A 23,219-nucleotide genomic window follows, 5' to 3' on the forward strand; every position below is an offset into this window, starting at 1 on the left:
ATTAACTTTTAATCCTTCAAGAGATTAAGAGATATATGATGATGTCAAGAATTCAACGAACAAGTTACTGGGTGAGTGCGGTGTTAAAAGTGGCAAGATGGATCTTGCCGATTGGTATTTGTTATCATTGGTTAACCATTGAAACTCCATATGGCTATCTAAGTTCACTTGGTATTGTCGAATTTGATATGCAACTGTCTTCGTTGACCCAATCTCCCTTAAGTATGGATACGCGTATGTTTGCCATTGCGGCAAGCCTTGCGATAGCAATGATTTTGATTTACGGGCTGAATTTACTCATTCAGTTATTTAAGAATTATCAGCGTAATGAAGTATTTAATCAGGAAAACAGCATTCTAATATCCAAGTTAGGGCGCGTGATTTTCTTTTGGGTGATCGGTGGTTTTATATATAGCGGCGTGATGTCTGTGATTTTATCCTTCAATAATCCACCGGGGACACGCGTATTGCAGTTAACGTTTACAGGTGTTGATGCTTTTACCCTATTTGTTGGTGTGATCGTTTTGATCATTTCATGGGTCATGAAAGAAGCATCTGATATTGCCTATGAACATGATCAAACGGTTTGATGGATAAGCAGATGCATATTCGAATTGAACTGGATGTTTTGATGGCACAACGTCAAATCCGTTTAAAGGATTTGGCAGCTCAAATCGGTATCACTGAAGCAAATTTGTCAAAGCTTAAAACTCAAAAGGCCAAGGCAATCCGTTTTTCAACCTTGGAAAAGATATGTGAAGTTTTGGAATGTCAGCCGGGGGATATTTTGAAATATGAAATGAATTCCAAGAAAAAATAGCTCACTTACCTCTTACTTTCTTATGTGCTTGACGTGAGGGCGGAAAGAGGCCAGCATATTTTGAATGTGCTGCCTTCTCCTATCTTACTTTCTATTGAGAGTGAGCCTCCACGGGCCTCGATGATTTTCTTGGTAACATACAAGCCCAGGCCAATGCCGACATATTCATGTTTGGCTTTATAGGCATCATCCCCCAACATAAAAGGTTGCCCTATTTGTTCTATCGTCTGTTCAGACATACCAGAACCGTTATCTATGACTTTAAGCTGCAGGGTATCTTTATTTTTTAAGCTCCAATCAAACAGAATCTTGCCAGTTTGTTTATCGACATGTTTGTACGCATTGCTCAACAGATTCAAATGTATCTGTGTTTGCATTTTCTTATTTGCATTAAGTTTCGCGGGAACTTCCGGGGATACATTAACTGAAAATTCAACATTGCTATCACTTTGGCTTCTTTTAAAGCGTTCAACGATTTCTTTTGAGAAATCGGTGACGTTATAGTTTTCAGTGGCATAGTTAAACTGTTCAGATTCAAGTTTGGATAATTCCAGAATATCATTGACCATATCCAATAAAAGAGAACCGCTAGCATGAATGTCTCTCAGATATTCCATATATTTTTTATTTTTCATTTCTCCATGAATTTCATGCTGCATCATATCGGAAAAGCCGATAATGGCATTCAAAGGGGTGCGTAACTCATGGCTCATGGATGCAATAAAGTTGGATTTTGAGAGGTTCGCTTTTTCAGCAAGAGTAAGGCTGTCTTGCAATTTGGTTTCTGCTCGTTTTTGTGCAGAGATATCCATTGAAATTGTAATAACTGCTCTGACTTTACCATCTTCATCAAAGATAGGAGATTTAGTCGTTACAACATCATATTCATGGCCGTTTACATCAGGTATTGTTTCTTCGTAGTTCGTTAAGGCTCTGCCGGTTGAAATAACGGTCTGGTCGTTATTTGTCGTGTATTTACCATAGGTTTTATTAACAAGTTCAGAAGCTGTTTTACCAATGGTTTCTGAAGAGGGGATTTTATAAAGCATATCGGCTTGGTACTGATTAACAAAGATGTATCTGTAATCCGTATCTTTTATACTAACTGTAACAGGTACCGAATTCAGGATTGTTTCAAATAACCCGCCTTCACCAAGGTAATAGGGGTATCTGTTTTTTTGATCTAATTGCTTCTGACGGCGTTCTTTTAGCCTTACAAAGGTATAGCAAGTTAAAAAGCCGCCCAAAAAAGCGATAGCCAGTAAAAGATATATGAAGTTAATTTCCAGCATGTCTATGTTTATAACGCGTCTATCATTAGATTGCTACGAAACTATATTCCTGTATGTATTGAGATTATGTCTTGGAGCGGATTAGTTTTTTATCTTATTGATAGCTTGGGATGAAATAAGGCGCATCTTTCATCATGCTTTTATATGTGCCATCACTTATCAGTTGTAAAATTGAGTTAGAAAAACTGCTGGATAAGGCAGCCCCTTCTTGTGTGAATTGAAAAACAAAGGCGCCCCCCCAAAAATCTATAACATCTCCATGATGGAGATCATCTAATAAACCTTGTTTTTCTAGGATGGGGACCCAGCCAGTTTGAATGATTCCTGCATCCGCGCGTTCACCTGAAATCATCTTTGGTACCTGATCATTTGTATTGGTGGTTGAACGGTTGATCTTGGGGTGATGTTCCATTGCCTGTGGTACACCATAGCCACGCGCATTAACGACTGATTTACCTTCTAATTCCTTAACTGAGCTCAGTTTTGGCTCTGATTTCCTCGTGTAAATATAATATCCGCCCATAATGATAGGCATGGAATAGATCGGAAGTTCTTTTGCGCCAATCGCTTTGACTCTTTCCGGATCTTCAACAATGATAAATGGCCAAAGTATATCCACTTGATTGTTATAAAAAAGTTGTGCGCATCTTTCAGCTGGAGCAAATTTAACCGTGAACTGATGTCCGGTTTTACTACTAACTTTATCAATTACTTTTTCATAGAATTCAAATAAAGGCTGAGGGCCTTTTTTATCGGCTGTCATACCACCTGGAATATCTACGGTGCATGTCTGAAAAGTTTTTGCATTTGCGGCCAAAGAAGTGAAGCACATCATTATGGCTGTAAGCAGGAGTGACTTTTTAAGAAGACTCTCTTTTATCCCTAACATCCCTGTTTCCATTCGAATTTTATATTTATGGAAATATGATAACGTTAGAAGATGATCAAGGGAATAAAAAAGCGCTACTCAGGGAATAGCGCTTCGGTTCATTTATGCTTCTTTTAGATGTTCATAACTATCTTTGAAGCGTTTGAATTTATGTGAGCCACAAGTATATGGGCTATATTTTGCTGGGTTATCCTTACTAAAGCAGTTGGGTAAAACTTCCACGACAGCATCAAAATCCATATCTAAAAAGAAAGGTAGAGAATAACGGTGATTACCTCCCTTATTGATGACGCGATGGACAGTAGAAATATATCGATCATTAGTTAACGTCTGAACAAGGTCTCCGATATTGACAATAAATGTGTCATCAATCGGAGGAGCGCTGATCCAATCGCCATTTCGGTTCATGACTTCCAATCCACCTTGATTGTCTTGGCATAAGATAGTTAAGAAACCGTAATCAGTATGGGCGCCAATACCGATCTCGTCTTTTGAGATCGTGTCTTTTTGTGGGGGATAATGAAGTAAGCGCTGGATAGTTATTGGATTTTGTTGAAATTTCTCAAAATAATCCATTGGTAAATCGAGACTTAAAGCTATTGCGCCTACAAGTTTTTTTGATAATGCCATCATAGCTTTATGATATTCTTCGAAGACAGCGATGAAATCAGATGGTTCATCTGGCATAAGATTTGGGCCATGAAATGGTGAAGTTTCTTCTTGAGATACGCCCAAATCAAAACATTCTTTGAAATCCCGTGTATGTTCGGGATCTACATTTTCTGCATAGGTGGGAATATACCCACGTAGGGTTTTTCCAGAATACTTGATATTTAGCTCATTTTTCTTCTCAAATGGGAGATCAAAAAACTGCTTAGCTTGCTCATATGCTTTAGAAATTAAGATTTTAGATATCCCGTGGTTCTTGACGTAAAGGAAACCAATATTCTCGCATATGAATTTGATTTCCTCTGCGACTTTATCTGGGGCGCTACCATCCATCAGGGGGGCTAAGTCGACGATCGGGATTTCGTCAAAGGCGATAGTATGGCTATTTAACTCCCGGTTTATGTCTCTCGACATTCTTGCATCCTCTTATTGTTATGGTGAGGATGAGAATGTGCCTTATTTAGAAGTGTTCAAAATATAACAAATCCGAAAAATGAAATTACATTTCCGATTTTCGTATATTTGTTGGTTGTAAGCCATATAATTTGGCAAAACATTTACTAAAGTAACTGGAAGAAGCAAACCCACTTGCCTGAGCGATAACAGTGATTGGAAGACGGGTTTCAACAATCATTTGGTAAGCGTGGTTCAATCTTGCCTCTCGGTAATAGGCATTAGGTGTTTTATTCAAATATTTCTTGAAGACGAGTTCCAAGTTCCGGGCCGTTGTGCCTACTTGAAAAGCAAGTGTTTCAATATCTAGGGGGGTATCAATGTTTTTCTCCATAAGCTCAACCGCTTGCCCAAGATAAGCCGATTGCATACGTAAGGATAAGTAGCGTTGGCTGTTTCTTGTTTCTTCTGGAGAGCGAAATTTCTCGTATAAAAATCGATCAGATACTTTTTGAGATAGAGCTTTTCCAAAATCTTGCCGAATAAGATAGATCATCATATCTAGGGCAGATAAGCCACCAGCACATGTGAGGATGTTGCTTTCTATGGTGAAAACATCTGCAAGAACAGAGATATTCGGGTGAAGTTCTTTGAAAAGTTGTGCATATTCACCGGCCAAGGAACATCGCTTGGTATTCAGTAGCCCAGCATGTGCAAGTAAAAAGCTACCACCAGAAAGCGCGGCAATCGTTTTTCCAATTCGTGCTTGTTGACGCAAAAAAGATGAAAAAGCCGGGTTTTTGTATAAAGCTGCATTTTGATAGGCGCAGATAATAATTGCGTCAGATTGACTGGCTAATCGGAAACTCCCTTCAACTTGAACAGAGATATGATTGTAACTTCTAGCAGTGGATTGTGTTTCTGAAACGCTAAGAATATTGTAGCTATAGCACTCCTCAGCAGAAAGATCGTTAGCCACAGCCAAAGCTTCCATTGATAAGGAAAAAGATGTGGGGGCAAATCCATCCGCCAAAATATAGCTGACTTTTTTCATATCTATGCCTAAGAGATAGTAGTGTCGATAGGTTAATCTAGGTGAGTAAATTTTGTTTGATGTAATTTGACCGAATTGGTTCGTTCTCTTACCGACAAAGAGGTGGAGATTTGCTTTTCTTAAATGCCTAAACTTGCTAGGTGTATGGACATCAATACAAGAACTTAATTTGGGGAAAGTTATGAAAAAGATGATGAAGTTTTTTACGATTGCCTTGTCTGTGATGACTTTAGGGCTGCAAATTAATCATGTGGGTGCTGAAGAGTTACCAGATTTGAAAGGGCGTGTGATCGTTGCTGTTACGGAAAACGCCTATCCACCTTTAAATTTTCTAGACCCGAAAACTGGCCAAGGTATTGGTTGGGAATATGATGCATTTAATGAAATAGCAAATCGCCTTAACGCCAAAGTACAGTGGGAGTTAAGCAGCTGGGATGTGATGATTGAAGCTGTTCGTAATGGTCAATATGATGTCGGGATGGATGGCATCACCATTAATGCTGAACGAGAAGAACAGATTGATTTCACGGAAAGCTATATGACGTCGGAAATGTTCATGTTGGTGCGTGATGATGAAGATCGTTTTGCGACAGCAAGCGATTTTGCTGCCAAAGAAGATGCATTAGTTGGGGCACAGCCTGGCACTACAGGTTTTTATACGGCCGTTTATTCTATTTTGGATGGCGATGAGGCAAATTCGCGGATTACATTGATGGAAACTTTTGGGGCAACAATTCAAGCGTTACGAACCGGTGATGTCGATATGGTTTTGACAGATGCAACTGCTGGACAAGGGTATATTGATGCATATCCAGGGTTGTTCAAAATGGTAGGAGGTGCCATAGGATCAGAAGATTTCGGATTTATCCTAACACCAAACTCGGATCTACGAGAGCCAATCAATGCAGCGATCAAGCAAATGAAAATGGATGGTAGTTTTGAAGAGTTAAATAAAAAATGGTTCTTTGATTACAAAATTGGTCAATAAACCATTTTGGAAATACAATATAAGCGGCTAACCAGGATCAGATAAATGAAAGCTTCCAAAAGTAACAAAGAGCAGGAGTTTCCATATTGGTTAGCTGCGATAATTGTAATTGGTTTTATATTTACGATTTATATTGTCACTAACGAACTTTACACAGCAATATTCAATACTCTGTATAGAGGCGCATTAATGACTATTTTTGTGACCTTAGTGAGTTTTACGCTCGCCAGTATTCTGGGCTTGATTATTGCTGTTGCAGGTTTTTCAAAGTATCGTTTAATACGAGAAGTGGTGCGTTTTTACACAGAAGTAATGCGTGGAGTACCTGTACTGGTACTGTTGTTTTATATTGCGTTTGTGGCTGCTCCATCATTAGTTGATTTAGCTAATTGGATATTATCCTATCCAATAGACGCAGGTTGGATGAAAAAAATCCTCGTACGAGATTTTTCTCTAACTTGGCGTGCGATTTTTGCACTGATGCTCGGCTATAGTGCATATATTGCTGAAATTTTCCGTGCAGGGATTCAATCGGTGGAAGAAGGGCAAATAGAGGCCGCGCAATCGCTTGGTATGAAACGTTGGCAGATTTTCTCTTTCATTATTTTCCCGCAAGCCATTCGTACAATCCTGCCGCCCTTAGGTAATGATTTTATTGCGATGGTTAAAGATTCTGCGTTGGTTTCTGTGTTGGGCGTTGCAGATATTACGCAGCTAGGAAAAGTATATGCATCAGGGACATTTAGATTTTTTGAAACCTATAACATGGTGACCTTTATGTATTTGGTCCTTACAATTGGCTTATCACTAATGCTGCGCCGTTTAGAAAAGCAGCTTAGTGCTAAAAATAAGCAGAAAGCATAGTTATTTATAATCCAACAATGATTCCAATAATGAAGGAAACATTGCCATGCTCATCAAAAAGCGGGCAATCTAAAGATTCAAATCGTTTATGATTTTTGCCAAATGCAGCCAAAGAACCTTCACATCTAATTGGTTTTTTGAGATGGCATAACCCATCTAGATATTTAGCAAGACTTATAAGTTCTGGCGTTTCGCCCTCAATGCTGAAATGGCTGCCAGCTTGATTTTTGCCGACTAAATTTCTGACTTCTTCGCCATTAAGGCGATACAAATACTTCCCATTGTCAAGACATTCAATTAGGAAAAGGTTAGGGGCAATATGCCAGTTTTCCTCAATACAGAAGTCATCGCGATGAGGTAGCTTCGAAGTGAATGATTGCCACCATTCGTATAATTGACGTGCTTGAATTGAAAGAAAGTCATCACAGGATTGAATATACACCCTTGAAACATCTTCAAAATTTTCAACGCATGTATGGTTCATGTTCAAAAGTTTAATCTTGTCGTGGATGTTAAGTGATAACATTTTGATGATGTTATGTTTTAATCAGAAAATCAACCTAAAAATGAAATTTTACTTTAGAAGACAAATTACACCGATAATATGGGATATTTGCCCTGTCTTATCTACAAGCGGGCAATCGAAAGATTCAAACTTAATGTAACTACGATCCAATAAAGATAGGTCCCCCATACATCTTGCGGTGGTTTTTTGGTCAACCAGTTTCCGCATGTAACTTGCAAAGGCTGCATTTACAGGCATATCATTTTTTTGTCCGAGTTTCAGACCACGTTGGTTATGTCCTAAAATTTCGACAACTTGCTCTCCATTTAAGCGATAATGGAAAGTGCCGTCATTTTGAATCTCAATAAGATAAAGATAGGGGGCTAATCCCCAATGTTGAATGATATCGAAATCTTTACGTTGAGGGAATTTAGGTTGGTATTTTGAGTACCAATCAAATAATTCACGTGTTTGAGTAGCGTTGAAGTCTTCCGCTTGTGGTCCGAAATATCTGTCGAAATCCTGCTGGGTTTCGCGTGTCATTGTGTAATTGGTTTCGTTATGCGTCTCAAAAGGAGGCGTATTTTTGGCTTCGCCAATCATCGATTTATCCCTTCTTCTATTAGGGATTGTATCAAGCATTTATAAAAATTTAAAGAAAATTTTAGATAAATTTAATTTTTTGATCATTAAATGAATTTACATATGTATTTTAATTCACAACTTAGTTGTGATTAATAATATGAATCTACTTGATTATTTTCTACTTTCTATAGATGATCTTTCAATAGAATATATTACAAATATATCAGATATAATTGAAGGATATGGGGCGATATCATGAATACGGCGTCGACAATTGTGGAAAAAGCAGCAGAGAAATCTGAAGCTCAACTAAGCTTTTGGCAAGAGATCGTAAAAGATCAGTATGGTGTTGAGGCGGAACTATCTTTGCTGGATGGAGAATATGACTTAAATATTTCCATGAAAGTTGATGGGCAAAATTGGGCTGTTTTAAAGGTAATGCGTCCCGGATGTGATCCTGATTTTGTTGATATGCAATGTAAGGCTATTGCGCATGCTTTGGTGAATGATGAGACTTTACCTTTACCTGAAATTTTATCTAGTAAAGGTGGAAAGCAGTTTTTTTCGGTAATGGGGCCTGATGGCGCGGAACAACTTGTTTGGGCTATTAAATGGCTAGATGGAAACTTATATGGGAATGTGACACCACATTTATTGCCAACCCTTTACAATGTAGGACAACAAACTGGTTTGTTGGATAAAGCCTTATCAGATTTTGCACACGACTATATTAACCGTGATTTAAAATGGGATTTGCAACAAGCAGGTTGGATTAAAGAGTATTTCAACGACATCAAGAACAAGCAGGATCAGGCGCAAATTGTGGGTATTGCTGCCCAATTTGAACAATACCTTTTACCTCGTTTGAATAAGTTATCAAAAGTTGCCATTCATAATGATCTAAATGATTACAACTTAATGATCTATCATGTGGGGCAGGGTGAATATAAAACGTCTGGCATGATTGATTTTGGCGATATGGTACAAGCACCACGTGTTTGTGAATTGGCTATTGCTGGTGCGTATCTGGTTTTAGGTCAAAACAAACCTGAACATGCATTGGCGTCTTTTGTTGCGGGATATCATGAAGCCTATGGTCTAAGTGAAGATGAAATTACACTGATTTATCCTTTGTTGTTGACGCGATTGGCAGTAAGCGTAACCAATTCAGCGATTATGAAGCAGGAACGTCCAGATGATCCATATGTGGTGATTTCTGAAAAACCAGCTTGGGATTTCTTGAAACTGGCCCGTCAAATTGATCCAAAATGGATAGAAGCCCATTTACGAGTGGCATGTGGTTATTCTCCTTTAAAAGAAAGCCATGCTATTTCCAAATGGTTGACAGCAAATAAAGATAAGTTTCATCCGATGATGAAATGCGATTTATCTAAAGCGGGAGTTATTGATCTTTCACCAAATGGTGCTGGAATGGCTGTGCCACAAAATCCATTTGATCTTAAGGAAGGTGAAATTGAAAAGGCAATTCAGCAGCAAGTTGGAGATGTTGAAATTGTTATGGGGCGTTATGCCGAACCAAGATTGATTTATACAGAACCAGCTTTTCAGGATACCGACTATAGCGGATGCGATAAGCGCACCGTTCATATGGGGGTAGATGTAATGGTACCGCCAGGAACGGAGCTTTTTGCCCCTTGTGAAGCTGTCGTGGCTGACGTGGATATCAGATCCGATCATTTAGATTATGGCGGCGTTTTGCTGCTAAAGCATACGATTGATACAGGCGAAACTTTCTATGCACTTTATGGGCATTTAGCCCATAATGTTAAAGAGCTGGTGAAGGTTGGAGATAAAGTTAAACCGGGTCAAAAAATCGCAGAAATTGGAGATGAAAGTGAAAATGGTGGATGGGCACCACATTTGCATCTTCAGTTGGCAGTCACTGATTTTGGTAAAGGCTGCGATATTGATGGTGTGGTCAATGCGGATGATCTTGAAATCTGGAAAGGTTTCTTCCCAAATCCTGCTGCCATGTTGGGATTAGATGATGAGGTTCTTGCGGCAGATATTATAGATCGTGATGAGTTGATCGCGGGGCGTAAAGCCATGTATTCTCCAAACTTGAAGTTATCTTATAAGAAGCCAATTCCGATGATCCGTGGTTGGAAGCATTTTCTATTTGATGAGGTTGGGCGTGTTTATCTGGATGCATATAATAATGTGCCTCATGTTGGTCACGCACATCCACGAATTCAAAAAGTTGCCGCTGAACAACTTACCAAGATTAATACCAATACACGTTACTTGCATCCAGAACAGGTTGCTTATGCGAAGAAGCTAACCAGCTGGATGCCAGATGAGTTAGATTGTGTCTTCTTTTTAAATTCCGCAACCGAAGCAAATGAGCTGGCTATGCGGATTTCCCAACAAATTACGGGTCAAAAAGACACTATTGTGATGGCAACAGGATATCATGGGCATACCAATACCGCATTGGCGTTGAGTGAGTATAAGTTTAACGGGCCGGGCGGTAAGGGGCCAGAAGACTGGATTCATATCGTCCCTGTGGCAGACGTATACCGTGGTGTTATCAGAGAGGATCATCCAGAGCCAGGTCCAGCATATGCAAAATATGTGGAGGAAACGGTACAAGCTATTGAAGCTAAAGGTAACAAAACGTGTGCCTATATTTGTGAAACTTTCCCAAGTGTAGGTGGGCAAATTGTGCTACCAGATGGATATCTGGATGCTGTCTACAAAGCCGTTCGTGCATCTGGCGGTATTTGTATTGCTGATGAAACTCAAACAGGGTTAGGCCGTATTGGTAGTCATCGATTTGGGTTTGAAACTCAAAATGTCGTGCCTGATATGGTGGTGCTAGGAAAACCGATAGGAAATGGTCATCCGTTAGGGGCACTAGTGACCAAGCGGGAAATTGTCGAAAAATTCTCTAACGGGATGGAATTCTTCTCTACATTCGGCGGCTCAACTCTGTCTTGCGCAGTAGGGCATGAATTGATGAATATTATGGAAGATGAAAAGGTTCAGGAAAACTCTTTTGAAACGGGGAATTACTTGATTGAAGGCCTCAAGCAGCTCGGCGAGAAATATGAGCCAATCGGTGATGTCCGCGGTTCAGGTCTTTTCTTAGGAGTCGATCTGGTTACAAGTCGAGAAACACGTGAGCCAGCAACGGATATGGCCAACTATGTTTCCAATCGTCTGCAACAACAACGTATCCTTATAGGGACAGATGGCCCATATGATAACGTATTGAAAATTCGTCCACCTTTGACATTTGGTAAAGAGGATGCGGATTATCTGCTTGCTGCTATGGATAAAATTTTCCAGGAAACGGCTTGTCAGATATAATTTATTTTACGGTTGTAAAATTATTGTTGACGGGAATTATTTTCTCCTCTAGTTGATTAATAGATCAATTGGAGGAGAAGCCTATGAGCGCGCCGGTAAAGACCTATAAAAATGTAGATGCTTTCATCGCTGATAATCGCCCGAATATTCCTGTAAACTGTGTGTATCCGCATTTGGTGCGTCAGATGGCACGTGATTTTCTGGATGGATTTAATGGCACGCCTATGTATGCGGTGAAGGCCAATCCATCTCCATTGGTTTTGAAAGAATTATATGCTGCCGGCATCCGTCATTTCGATACTGCATCCATGGATGAAATCAAGCTGATCAATAGCATGTTTCCTGATGCAACATGTTATTTTATGGCGCCGAGTAAGTTCGTTGGTGCTGCTAAAGAAGCATATGAAAAATATGGTTTACGTAATTTTGTGGCCGATCATCAAAGCGAAATTGATCGCCTACTGAATGATACCGGGGATGATGCAAATATCTTCATTCGTTTGAAGGCGCATTCAGAAGAAGCTGTATATGAATTATCTTCGAAATTTGGCATGGAAAATGAGGATGCGGTGAAAGCCTTACAATATCTTTCAAGCAAAGGGCGTAAGGCAAATATTTCTTTTCATGTAGGATCTTTATGTACACATCCAGATGCTTTTCCGCGGGCGGTGGCAAATGCCGCTATGGTGGCGAAAGAAGCAGGGGTTGAACTAAATGCTTTAGATGTGGGGGGAGGTTTTCCATATAAATATCCTTCAATGGAAACACCGCCTTTAAAGGATTTTTTCGACGCTATCGATGAAGCAGTTAAAGCAGCAGATTTACCAGAAGATTGCGAAATTCTATGTGAGCCCGGACGCGCTTTATCGGCGAATGCACAAAGTCTATTATTGCAGATTATTATGATCAAAGGTGATCAGCTTTACTTAAATGATGGAATTTATGGAAGTATGAGCGAGGTAGGGATGACGGAACTTGTGCGTTATCCATATCGTTTAGTAAGTTTTGATGGGCCACGTGCCAATGAAACTAAAGGTTTTGGTACCTATGGGCCAACCTGCGACACCTTAGATGTTATGAATATGCATTTTGAGTTACCGGTGGATGTGCAAGTAGGGGATTGGATCGAAATCGGTATACTTGGCGCCTATAGTAATGCAGTTGCCTCAAACTTTAACGGCTTTTCTGCTGACAATTGGATGGTGGTTGAAGATGATAACGCTTTTCCGCCAACCTACTATCATGCGCCAGTGTAAAATATCCCATATAATTTAGAAGTCTGACCTGACTTATATAACTAAGGCTCGAATATAAATTCGAGCCTTTTCTTTATCTTTCTGGGTCTACTCTTGATTTATAATCTTCTGTGACTCGTGTTGTGGAGGCAACTGCAGGGAATGCTTCCCCTTCCAACTCACAGTTTTCTTTTTGGTTGCTGACGATGGATCGTAAGATACCATCTCTAATGTCATAAATAACGCCGTGTACAGAAAGTTGTTGTCCACGTTTCCATGCATCTCTGACAATTGTAGTGTTAACGATATTGCGTGTTTGTTCCACTACATTGAGTTCACATAAAAGATCGGTTCTTTTTTCGTCCGGACAAGCAAGCAATGCATCTTTGTAGAGCCTTTGCACGTCTTTAATATGTCTTAACCAGTTGTCAATCAGGCCTTTGTGTTCGGTGCAAAGGGAGGTATGCACGCCACCGCAACCATAATGACCTGCTACCACAACAGACTTTACTTTCAAAACTTCAACAGCATATTGCAATACGGATAAACAATTAAGGTCACTATGTACAACGACATTTGCAATGTTGCGATGCACGAAAACCTCACCTGGGGGTAGGCCTAAAATCTGGTTGGCGGGTACACGACTATCTGCACATCCAATCCATAGGAATTCCGGTGATTGCCCTTTACTGGATCTTTCAAAAAAGGTTGGATCTTCAGTATTTACCGTTTCAACCCAATCCTTATTCATATCCAGAATTTTATTGAGTGTCTCCATTAGTATTTTTCCCCATTAGTTTACGACCCTTAATTCTCTCAACCATAAAGATTGATGAAGAATGTAGCAAGTAATGGAAACTAGAATTTTAGAAACGATCCCCTCTAAGTACAGTTACTTCATTGATAACAATAATCCCGATTTTATCTTCGATAATAGGTGAAATTTCCTCTAGAAGTTCATCAAGTTTGTTATCATCGATCACAAGGTAAACTACCCCCATACTTCCGGCTTCTGTCGGAAGCTTGTCCTTTCTCCAGGAACCGCTTTCGCCGGCACCCGCAATTGCAGGCACCGCTGTATATCCAGAGATATCGAATTGATCTAACAAGTCTAAGAAGCGTCGTAGAAATGCCATATCGATGACAACTGTGACCTGTTTTTTCTGATATGTGTTCATTTGTGTTTACCTCAAAGCATGCTTGCAATCGTAATATATGTTGGGATGCCGATTGAAATATTAATCGGGAATGTTATTGCTAGTGACAGGGTTAAGTAAATAGATGGCTTTGCTTCCGGCAAGGCAATACGCATTGCTGCGGGTACAGCAATATAGGAAGCGCTGGCTGACAGAATTGAAATTAAGACAATATCACCGGTCGAGAAGCCCAGAAGTTTTGCTGCTAAGCCGCCAACAAAGCCGCCTACAAACGGCATATACATGCCAAAGAAGATCAATGGGATTTTGAATTCTGATTTGATTTGACGTAATTCACGTCCTGCGATCAGGCCCATATCCAGCAAGAACAAGCACAAAATACCTTTGAATGGCACATTTAAGAAGCCTGCAATTTCCTGATAACCTTTTGGACCGGTAATCATACCAATAAGGAATGACCCGAGAAGCAAAACGATTGAGGAGTTGAAGACAATTTCACGACCAATTGAGCTGTGCATCGAGTTAGTTTTATCTTTATCTGACTTTCTATTTGCTAGATAAAGGGCAGCTAGAATAGCAGGTGCTTCCATCGCTGCGGCAGCAGCAACCATATGACCTGAATAGGCAATGCCAAGCGTATCCAATGTAGTGATAGCCGCAACAAATGTAACAATAGAAATAGAACCGTAATGAGCTGCGACCGCCGCGCGATCTATACGGGCTAGTCCTGTGAAAGTTCTTAAGAAGCCGTAGGCAATAAAAGGAATAAGGGCACTAAGTGTTATACCCAATAGAATAACCACCACTAAATCTGCACCAAGGCCATTTTCGACAGCAGCAACACCGCCTTTAAAGCCAATCGCCATCATTAAATACAAAGACATTATTTTTGCGATACTTTGTGGGATTGAGAGATCTGATCGCACAAGAGCAGCAAATAGACCTAGCGCAAAAAATAAGATTGGAGGGGCTAACAAATTGTTAGTGATGATCGATAAATCCATTTCTTAAACCTTATTCAAAAAATCTTTTTATTCGCATCATCCTCATTCCGACTTTTTAAAATAGGTCAGAAAAATGAAATTCATTTGTAAATGAGTTGATGCATTTACTTATTTATAAAGCATTCAATACTTGTTGTTATTAAATTTGCGCACTATTTTGTCTAATCAAAAATAAAATTCAAGAGATTTGGATCAAGAATATGCCGATTAAAGCGTCAATTATCCCTGTAACAGCTTTTCAACAAAATTGTAGTTTAATTTGGTGCGAGGAAACCAAAGAAGCCGCGGTGGTTGATCCAGGCGGTGATCTTGCTTTAATTGAAAAGGCAGTTGAAGAGGCAGGTGTTAATCTGACAAAAATTCTTTTGACGCATGGTCATATCGATCATGCAGGTGGAACAGCAGAGCTTTCTGAAAAAAGGGACTTGCCGATCATTGGGCCCCAAGAAGATGAGAGATTCTGGATTGACCAATTAGAAGAACAAGCCACGATGTTCAATTTTACACCATCAAGATCGTTTGAACCAACACGTTGGTTAAATGATGGCGATGAGGTGAAAGTGGGGAATGTGACTTTAAAGGTCGTACATTGCCCCGGACATACACCGGGTCATGTTGTTTTCATAAGTGAAGAAGATAAACTGGCAATTGTGGGTGATGTGTTGTTTCAAGGTTCCATTGGACGTACAGATTTCCCAAAAGGAAATCATGAGGATCTGATCAACTCAATCACTAAAAAGCTATGGCCATTTGGTGATGATATTGTCTTTATCCCCGGGCATGGTCAACTTTCCACCTTTGGAGATGAGCGTAAAACCAATCCTTTTGTGAGTGATCGTGTGCTGGCGAGCTAATTATAGTCCGGCTTCTTTTCTTAATTCCCATTTTTCATGATCTTCGCCTGCAGGAATGATATATTTTCCAAAGGAGAAGTCTTGGTCTTGCTCCAGAAGCTGAATTTCTGGTGAAAGCCCTTCTTTTTCTTGCTGGAAAAAAATATAAAGAGACGTCATTGCTAATTGGTCCACATACCAATTGGTGCCAGCTAATTTTTCCCAAAGAAGCTTTTGCAAAATTGATGCATAACGTTTAACCGCTTCGTTATTCGTCCAATAAATAAATGCTGCATGATGACGAAGCCACGGAATTAAGGTGCGCATAGCGAAATAGGAAATATCTTTCAGAGATGCTTGTTCAACCAATTTTTCAAATTCGTTTATTTGTATCAGATCGACATCCAGCATGATGATATTTGCAGATGTCTTTTCTAGAAGTTCCGGTAAAACAAGAAAGCGCCCACAAGCATAATAAGGACTGGAAGCGCGTTCGGTTTGTGTTTCAATGGAATAACTGATTTCCATCTGTGACAAGCTTTCCACCTGTCCTTCTTCTGGATTAACAAGATGCAAATGAACAGGAGCCTTATCATTAACTGCTTTAAGGAAATCTGACCCAAATTGACGCCAATAGATGCCATTACAGGATGTAAAGATAATATTTTTTTCGTCGGCTGAAGGTAGCTTTATCCAATCAATATGCCATTCACCTGTTTTGTTTGGTGTTGGGAAGTTAATTTCTGCATCAGCGACTTCCTTAAGGCTATCCAACATTTGAAGCATACCGGGAATGAGCAGAAAATGCGGGAGTTCTTTGAATTGTTCCACATTGTTCATTAATCCGACTTCAGCAATTTGAAGTTCTTGAATCGCTTTATCTATGTTTCCTGCTTTTAAAAGCATTGCTGCACTAAAGAAGCGTAGCGCCGTAAGCGGGATGCTGGTTTCTTTAGTTGCCGTGGTGAATTCAATCAGATTGTGATGTAATTGATCATCCTCATAGATATTATCACGCCAAAACGCCTTGAATATTAATTGGGCTGTATCACTGAATAATTTTTCGCGTTGGTCCATCAATGTGGGAAGAAGCGGGTGTAATACGCCTTGGAATCCATTTAAGAATAGATCCGCCCATATCTCTTGATTATTTGGCGATTGCATTGCTGTTTGTAGCTTCTCTTCAAACGACATATCACTTCTTCTCGGCTTATCTTGCGTTTATCAATAGCGCAGAGTTTAGGTGATTTTACTTTGACTGAAAAGCTGTTGATAGTTGAAAAAATAGGGAGCCGAAGCTCCCTGAATTTATTTAGCATTATTATTTTTTTGGTGTGGAGCTTTATGCGCGAATTTTCGCGTATTCTGGATCGTAGAGACATTGTTCTGTCACCACGCCTTTAACTTTTTCACCATGAATAGAGAATTCAACTTCTGTACCCACTTCTGCTAAATCAGTGCGGATATAGCCATAAGAGATCAAGTGGCCTAGCATATGGCTATAACCGGAAGAAGCCGCAGCCCCAACAAGTTCACCATCTTTATGAATTGGTGCTTCCAAAGGCGCGTCAAATGGACAATTATCCAGCTTGAAAGTCACAAGACGTTTTTTCACGCCTTCTGCTGCTTCTTTCGCCAACGCTTCTTTACCAATGAAATCTGCGTCTTTATTTAGACTCACAAAGCGATCCAAAGATGCCATCAACGGGGAGAATTCTTTGGTAATGTCCGCTTGCCAGGAGAGATAACCTTTTTCAAGGCGCATACTGTCCATCGCAAATGCACCAAAGTCTTTGAGGCCCATCGGTTCACCAACTTGACAAATTAGCTCATATACACCGCCAAGAAATTCCATCGGTACATGAAGCTCCCAGCCAAGTTCACCGACGTAAGAAACACGTAAAGCAAGCATTTTAGCCATACCGATTTCGATTTCTTGATGAGACATCCATGGGAAGTCTTCGTTAGACAAGCTTGTGCTGGTTACTTGGGATAAAATATCACGGGCTTTAGGTCCTGTAAGAACCAATGTACCATAGCGCGCTGTTTTATTTTCAAGGGATAAACTGCCATCTTCAGGAAGATGTGCTTCTAACCAATCCTTATCATGCCATTCAGCACCACTAGCACCGATCAGAATGTATTTTTCTTCTTCCAAACGCGTAATGGTGAATTCCGAAACAATACCACCTTGCTTGTTTAGCATATAAACCAGACGTACACGCCCAACTTTTGGCAGGGTGCCGCAGATCATCTTGTTAAGCCAGTCAGTTGCACCATCACCTTCCAAGAAGAATTTAGAGAAACCTCCCATGTCGCAAATACCTGCATTTTCACGGGTGTTTTTCACTTCTGTAGCCACCGCATTATACCAGTTTTGCTCTTCACGCTTGAAGCTGAGTTCTTGCTTCATTTCTTCGCCTTCAGGCACAAACCATGCGGCACGCTCCCAACCATTCGCCGTTGTGAAATACGCGCGTTTGGCCTTCAACTTATCATAGACAGGTGTTGTTTTCGCAGGGCGTCCGGCTGGGCGGCTTTCACCTGGGAAACCAATTGCATATTCATGTTGATAAAGCTCAATCGCTTTCTTGATAACATAATGATGGTTTGCATGGTCTGTGTAACGACGTGGATCAATAGACCACATATCCCATTCAGATTCACCTTCGACGATTTGCTCCGCCAAAATCTTACCCGCGCCGCCACCTTGGCATACGCCAAAGCTGAATGAACAAGCGTGGAAGGCATTGCGAAGACCATGAACAGGGCCCACATATGGGTTGCCGTCAGGCGCGTAAGGTATTGGACCGTTAATTACATTCTTAACGCCAACGGTGCCAAGAATAGGCACGCGGGCCATAGCTTGCTCAATATACCATTCCAAACGTTCCAAATCATCATCCCAAAGCTGATACGCAAAGTTATCAGGCAAGCCATCTTGCCACATTGCGGTTGCTTTCCATTCATATGGGCCGAGAATCAGGCCATCGCGTTCTTTGCGTAAATAATAACTGTCATCTGGGTCGCGAAGAAGAGGGAGGTTGTCACCGTAATTCTCAAGTTCTGCGATACCTTCAGTTACCAAATATTGATGGGACATGGAAATTACAGGAATTTCAACCCCCATCATTTTAGCAACTTCACCACCATAATAACCAGCCGCGTTTACTAGGATTTCACAAGTGATTGTGCCTTCTTTGGTACTAACTTCCCACTCACCATTTGGTAATTGCTTAACGGCATCAACAGGATTGAAACGATGAATCTCTGCCCCACCATCACGGGCGCCTTTCGCCAATGCCTGCGTTACTTGTGAAGGATCGATGTCACCATCATACGGATCCCAAAGGCCTCCTTCCATGTTGTGTAATTCCATGAAAGGATGACGTTCTTTCATCTCATCAGGTGTAAGCATTTCATATTCAAGACCATGGGAATTTGCCATTGCAACCACATGTTTAAATTCATCCATGCGATGACGGTTGTTCGCTGTGCGAATTGAACCCGTTACGTGATAGTTAAATGGATAATCAACTTCATCTGCCAATTTAGAATAAAGTTTTGTCGTGTAACGTTGCATCTTCATGATGTTCAGATTGCCGGAATAGGTAGGCACGTTACCCGCCGCGTGCCATGTGGAACCGGATGTTAATTCATCTTTTTCCACCATAACCACGTCATTCCAGCCCATTTTTGTAAGATGATAGAGGGTACTACACCCGACAACACCGCCACCAATCACGACTACTCTTGCATGTGTTTTCATTTTTTTAGTCTCCACTTATCGCCTTATGCTTTCGGCTTCATATATTCTCGATCCAGCTTGATCGGTAACTCAGAACGGATTTTTTGATCAATCTCATCACTGACGTGATCAGGGAAATGAGAAGATAGAATTTCATCAACTTTCTTATGGGCACGCTCTTCAATAGATGTTGAACCGAATTCTGCCCATTCTTTCGGACTGGAACGATCGCCGATTTCCGGATATGCGTAATCTGATTGCATACGCTGAATTGTTTGATCATGACCTAGATAATGCCCGGGTCCACCGATGCAAACATCACGAATGGCTTCTAAAGATAAGCTATCTTCATCAACCTTAATACCACGAACTGTGCGAAGCGCAGCGCCAATAGAATCATTGTCTACAACAAGACCTTCTAGGCTTGCGCCCAATAAGCTGGCATGCATACCTGCGGATTCATAAACCATGTTCAGGCCAGAATTCGCAGCAAGTGTATGGTTGTATCCTTTTTCATATCCCGCTTGTGCATCAACAAGCTTGGAATCTGTAATACCACCCGGTGCACCACCTGTAAGATCATAATATTGCGCCATTTGTGCGCAACCTGCAGTTAGAAGTGCTTGTTCACCTGAACCACCGCTCATAGCACCTGTACGAAGATCAGATACAAATGGCCATGTGCCAAAGATTGCTGGTGCACCCGGTTTGATAAGGTTCACATAAACCAAACCTGCCAAAACTTCTGCAACTGCCTGAACTAAGGAGCCAGCCAAGGCAGCAGGGCTTGTTGCACCAGCTTGTCCTGCTGATAATAACAAGATCGGCATGCCTGCACGAACACCAACTTCCATCGTCGCACAAGCATCTTCCGCAAATTTCATTGGCGGCACTACAAAACAGCAAGACATACTAACAAAGGGACGTTCACGCCATTTATCTTCGCCACCTGCAATTTCGTAAAGCATCTTTAGAGAGGCTTCCAGATGTTCCGGTAAAACCCAGCTTGCACCTACATGTTTTTTAGTTCCCATAACGGATGCGTAGGTCGTATTCACATCCATTTCCATGGCATCAGGCAGGTCGCGGGGAACCACGGTTCGTTGGAAGAAATGAATATTTTCCATTTTATCCACGATACGCGCCATGTTGTAGAGGTCTTTTAAGGTAGATTCACGATAATCACGTGTATCATGATCAACCATATGTACGGCCGCGCCTGCGGTACCAAAATGTACTTTGCTGCCCCATGGCTCTAGATCAAATTTTGGATCCTGTGCATGAAGCGGGAAACGACGCGCACATTTACTTAATGTATCTTCCACCATTGAACGTGGAATAAGGATGCGACCATCTGCTGTTTCCGTTGCGCCAGCATTTAGGAATAACTCACGGCATGACGAGATTGCATTTGACATCCCGATTGTTTCAAGCGCTTTCAGGGCTGCTTCATTAATTTTGTCCATATCAGATTGTGAAAGTGGTTTGTAATTCCCACCTTCCAAACCTGGCTTGATTGGACGAATATCTTCGGCCAAAGGTGCTTCACGTACTGCAACACGTGCTTTCCGACCACCGCGACGAGATTTGACGACTTCAGCTGTCATTCACTTCACTCCACTAAAAGTACCGCATTTTGCGTTGTTGTTTTTTCTTCACAAACTGTATGCAAAATTGAATTTAATCTGCAACGACTTTTTCTTGCAAAGTTACGACATCAAAAGACGTGTTTTCTAAAGTGATATTCCATTGGCATAACTGAGGTTATGAATGATCTGTATTGCAAAAGGGCTTTTATTTTGTCTTTAATAAGTTATTAGTAATTTGCTATTATCTTTAGTAGAAATACTCTATACTTACAGGATATTAACAAGAAGAATACTGGGGACTTCATGTTTATTTCACTAAACTCGATCCGTGCGAAACTTTTGGCCGTGGTTCTTCCATTGATCGCTATTAGTATGATTGCACTATTTGCGGTACTTGAATATGCGAGCATTAGTGTTGCGCACGAAGATTTGAAACAACGCCTATTACAAAATACACAAGTACAGGCTTTGGCGCTTTCAAGCCCGTTATGGAATTATGATATTCGTGCTATTCGCCCGATTTTATTGGCGTTGGAACAAGACCCAGATTTTCTATATGTAACGGTTCGCGATGTGACCGGTGAAGAAATTTCAGCACTACGTGTTGCAGGTAAAGAGGGCGCGAAAGCTTCCTTTGAAGAAACACTGCCTATCATCTATAGCTCAAACGATCACGAAGAGATTATTGGTTCGGTATCTGTTGGTATGCATGATGATCGTGTTCAATATGAAGTGATCACGCGTTTGCAACGTAATGTCTTGGTTTTGATTATTCTGATGGCCGTAATTGTAGCTGCAACAGTTGTTGCCACTGAGAGAACCATTGGTTATCCGCTTCGAGAATTAATGAAATCTATTAAGCTAGTTAAAGATAATGATATCCGTTCGTCTGTTGAATGGGATTCGAAGGATGAGCTGGGGGAAGTTGTAACATCTTATAACGAAATGATCATTCAACAAGAATTGGCAGAACGTGCCATGCGAGCCAGTGAAGAGCGTGCGCGTGATTCTGAAGCGTTATTGCGTGATGCAGTGAATTCAATGTCTGATGGGTTTGCCTTGTTCGATAAAGACGACAAACTGGTTCTATTTAATAGAAAATTCAGTGATATTACGCCAAAAGCGCAAGATGCAATTCGAGAAGATGTGACTTTTGAAGATATCATTCGCACGGCTGCAGAACGTGGGGACTTCCCAACTGCTGAGGGACGTATTGATGATTTTGTGGAAGATCAAATTCAGGCGCATCACCATTTTGATGATTCAACAATTATTCGGGTAAGTGATGGACGATGGATTTTATGTACGGAGCATGGAACATCATCTGGCGGTACCGTTGCAGTACGTACAGATATCTCTGAGTTGAAGGAACGTGAACTTGAATTACAATTGGCGAAGGAAGAAGCTGACGCGGCTAACCAAGCCAAATCAAGATTTCTCGCAAATATGTCTCATGAATTAAGAACACCATTAAACGCAATTATTGGTTTCTCTGATATTGTTCGCAGTGAGATGTTAGGGCCTGTTGGCCAAGACCGTTATAAAGAATATGCAAATGATATTTATAACTCTGGTTCACATTTGTTGGATTTGATTAATGACGTCCTTGATGTGTCAAAGGTGGAAGCTGGCGCATTTATTGTGAATGACGAAGAATTTGATGTGAGTGAAGTTGTTAAAGATTGCCATAAATTATTGGAACAACGTGCCGCAGAAAAAGATTTATTGCTAAATGTGGATGTACCTGAGGAATTACCAAAACTGCGTGCTGATATGCGTGCAGTGAAACAAGTGATTCTAAACTTGATGAATAATGCGGTGAAGTTTACACCAGCTGCAGGAATGGTGACTGTGTCTGCCGGATTAGCGCAAGATGGTGGTATGCTGATTCGTGTTGCAGATAATGGTGAAGGTATGTCTATGACTGATGTTGAAACGGTTATGAAACCATTTGGTCGTTTAGACAGCCCTTGGACCCAGTCGGAAGAAGGAACCGGACTTGGTTTGCCCTTATCTGATATGCTGGTGAAGGCTCATGATGGTAAGTTGACATTGGAAAGTGAAGTTTCCAAAGGAACAGTGGTTTCTATTCATTTGCCAAAAGAGCGTGTGAATACAATTTAATAAGAAAAAAAATCACATTCATTTTCTGATACCTGTCGGATAAATAAAATCTGTTTTGAGGATATTTTATTGTCCTTGCGTTGACTCTTCCCCTCATAAAATGGCTTAATAGGGGAGGGTTGGAAGTTGGGTCCGTC

The 23,219-nt window shown here is 40.8% G+C and carries 20 protein-coding genes; 8 read left to right on the forward strand and 12 right to left on the reverse strand.

Annotated features, from left to right (window positions below; translation table 11 throughout):
* Nucleotides 1–35 precede the first annotated feature (35 nt).
* Both ACOQOA_RS02480 and ACOQOA_RS02485 read left to right on the forward strand, forming a co-directional pair.
* Nucleotides 36–590 (forward strand): DUF2975 domain-containing protein, encoded by a 555-nt coding sequence (locus tag ACOQOA_RS02480; protein WP_420547080.1) that lies wholly within the window; start codon nt 36–38, stop codon nt 588–590.
* Nucleotides 591–601: 11 nt separating this feature from the next.
* Nucleotides 602–820: a helix-turn-helix domain-containing protein gene (locus ACOQOA_RS02485; protein WP_420547081.1), complete on the forward strand. Its 219-nt coding sequence runs from the start codon at nt 602–604 to the stop codon at nt 818–820.
* Between the two features lie 20 nt (nt 821–840).
* Here the strand turns inward: ACOQOA_RS02485 and ACOQOA_RS02490 are convergent, their stop codons facing one another.
* From ACOQOA_RS02490 to ACOQOA_RS02505, 4 genes are all read right to left on the reverse strand, one after another.
* Nucleotides 841–2,112 carry a PAS domain-containing sensor histidine kinase gene (locus ACOQOA_RS02490; protein ID WP_420547082.1) on the reverse strand — a complete coding sequence of 424 codons (1,272 nt, stop codon included), beginning with the start codon at nt 2,110–2,112 and terminating at the stop codon, nt 841–843.
* A 94-nt stretch (nt 2,113–2,206) separates the two neighbouring features.
* On the reverse strand, nt 2,207–3,001 hold the full coding sequence (locus ACOQOA_RS02495; protein ID WP_420547083.1) for a substrate-binding periplasmic protein: 795 nt from the start codon (nt 2,999–3,001) through the stop codon (nt 2,207–2,209).
* Between the two features lie 102 nt (nt 3,002–3,103).
* On the reverse strand, nt 3,104–4,084 hold the full coding sequence (locus tag ACOQOA_RS02500; protein WP_420547084.1) for an isopenicillin N synthase family dioxygenase: 981 nt from the start codon (nt 4,082–4,084) through the stop codon (nt 3,104–3,106).
* An 85-nt stretch (nt 4,085–4,169) separates the two neighbouring features.
* Complete coding sequence (locus tag ACOQOA_RS02505) at nt 4,170–5,117, reverse strand: GlxA family transcriptional regulator (protein WP_420547085.1); 948 nt, start codon at nt 5,115–5,117, stop codon at nt 4,170–4,172.
* A gap of 181 nt (nt 5,118–5,298) precedes the next feature.
* Between ACOQOA_RS02505 and ACOQOA_RS02510 the strand changes: the two genes are divergently transcribed.
* Both ACOQOA_RS02510 and ACOQOA_RS02515 read left to right on the forward strand, forming a co-directional pair.
* Nucleotides 5,299–6,105 carry a transporter substrate-binding domain-containing protein gene (locus ACOQOA_RS02510; RefSeq protein WP_420547086.1) on the forward strand — a complete coding sequence of 269 codons (807 nt, stop codon included), beginning with the start codon at nt 5,299–5,301 and terminating at the stop codon, nt 6,103–6,105.
* A 45-nt stretch (nt 6,106–6,150) separates the two neighbouring features.
* A complete protein-coding gene (locus tag ACOQOA_RS02515; RefSeq protein ID WP_420547087.1) occupies nt 6,151–6,969 on the forward strand; it encodes an amino acid ABC transporter permease in 819 nt (272 codons plus the stop codon).
* 4 nt (nt 6,970–6,973) lie between these two features.
* Here the strand turns inward: ACOQOA_RS02515 and ACOQOA_RS02520 are convergent, their stop codons facing one another.
* Both ACOQOA_RS02520 and ACOQOA_RS02525 read right to left on the reverse strand, forming a co-directional pair.
* Nucleotides 6,974–7,453: a PAS domain-containing protein gene (locus ACOQOA_RS02520; protein WP_420547088.1), complete on the reverse strand. Its 480-nt coding sequence runs from the start codon at nt 7,451–7,453 to the stop codon at nt 6,974–6,976.
* Between the two features lie 90 nt (nt 7,454–7,543).
* Complete coding sequence (locus ACOQOA_RS02525; RefSeq protein WP_420547089.1) at nt 7,544–8,077, reverse strand: PAS domain-containing protein; 534 nt, start codon at nt 8,075–8,077, stop codon at nt 7,544–7,546.
* 237 nt (nt 8,078–8,314) lie between these two features.
* On the opposite strand from ACOQOA_RS02525, the gene ACOQOA_RS02530 reads away from it, so the two are divergent.
* Both ACOQOA_RS02530 and ACOQOA_RS02535 read left to right on the forward strand, forming a co-directional pair.
* Nucleotides 8,315–11,392, forward strand: coding sequence for an aminotransferase class III-fold pyridoxal phosphate-dependent enzyme (locus ACOQOA_RS02530; RefSeq protein WP_420547090.1), 3,078 nt, complete (start codon nt 8,315–8,317; stop codon nt 11,390–11,392).
* A gap of 83 nt (nt 11,393–11,475) precedes the next feature.
* Entirely contained in the window at nt 11,476–12,648 is a 1,173-nt protein-coding gene (locus tag ACOQOA_RS02535) for a type III PLP-dependent enzyme (RefSeq protein ID WP_420547091.1), read from the forward strand.
* Between the two features lie 73 nt (nt 12,649–12,721).
* Here ACOQOA_RS02535 and can read toward each other — a convergent pair whose 3' ends face one another.
* The 3 genes from can to ACOQOA_RS02550 all read right to left on the reverse strand — a co-directional run bounded on the left by can (nt 12,722) and on the right by ACOQOA_RS02550 (nt 14,788).
* Nucleotides 12,722–13,405 (reverse strand): carbonate dehydratase, encoded by a 684-nt coding sequence (can, locus tag ACOQOA_RS02540; protein WP_420547092.1) that lies wholly within the window; start codon nt 13,403–13,405, stop codon nt 12,722–12,724.
* A gap of 88 nt (nt 13,406–13,493) precedes the next feature.
* The gene (locus ACOQOA_RS02545) at nt 13,494–13,805 is read right to left on the reverse strand and encodes a DUF190 domain-containing protein (RefSeq protein WP_420547093.1); all 312 of its coding nucleotides are present in this window, start codon (nt 13,803–13,805) and stop codon (nt 13,494–13,496) included.
* Between the two features lie 11 nt (nt 13,806–13,816).
* Complete coding sequence (locus ACOQOA_RS02550) at nt 13,817–14,788, reverse strand: sodium-dependent bicarbonate transport family permease (protein ID WP_420547094.1); 972 nt, start codon at nt 14,786–14,788, stop codon at nt 13,817–13,819.
* Between the two features lie 200 nt (nt 14,789–14,988).
* Here ACOQOA_RS02550 and ACOQOA_RS02555 point away from each other — a divergent pair, with 200 nt between their 5' ends.
* Entirely contained in the window at nt 14,989–15,642 is a 654-nt protein-coding gene (locus tag ACOQOA_RS02555; RefSeq protein ID WP_420547095.1) for an MBL fold metallo-hydrolase, read from the forward strand.
* Here ACOQOA_RS02555 and ACOQOA_RS02560 read toward each other — a convergent pair whose 3' ends face one another.
* The 3 genes from ACOQOA_RS02560 to ACOQOA_RS02570 all read right to left on the reverse strand — a co-directional run bounded on the left by ACOQOA_RS02560 (nt 15,643) and on the right by ACOQOA_RS02570 (nt 20,976).
* Nucleotides 15,643–16,815, reverse strand: a complete 1,173-nt coding sequence (locus ACOQOA_RS02560) for a hypothetical protein (protein WP_420547096.1) — start codon at nt 16,813–16,815, stop codon at nt 15,643–15,645.
* Between the two features lie 148 nt (nt 16,816–16,963).
* Nucleotides 16,964–19,390, reverse strand: coding sequence for a GcvT family protein (locus ACOQOA_RS02565; RefSeq protein WP_420547097.1), 2,427 nt, complete (start codon nt 19,388–19,390; stop codon nt 16,964–16,966).
* A gap of 23 nt (nt 19,391–19,413) precedes the next feature.
* The gene (locus ACOQOA_RS02570; protein WP_420547098.1) at nt 19,414–20,976 is read right to left on the reverse strand and encodes a trimethylamine methyltransferase family protein; all 1,563 of its coding nucleotides are present in this window, start codon (nt 20,974–20,976) and stop codon (nt 19,414–19,416) included.
* A 285-nt stretch (nt 20,977–21,261) separates the two neighbouring features.
* Here ACOQOA_RS02570 and ACOQOA_RS02575 point away from each other — a divergent pair, with 285 nt between their 5' ends.
* Nucleotides 21,262–23,082, forward strand: a complete 1,821-nt coding sequence (locus ACOQOA_RS02575) for an ATP-binding protein (RefSeq protein ID WP_420547099.1) — start codon at nt 21,262–21,264, stop codon at nt 23,080–23,082.
* Nucleotides 23,083–23,219 lie beyond the last annotated feature (137 nt).

Source organism: Curvivirga sp., from assembly GCF_965219885.1.
Taxonomy (GTDB): Bacteria; Pseudomonadota; Alphaproteobacteria; order UBA8366; family Aestuariispiraceae; genus Curvivirga.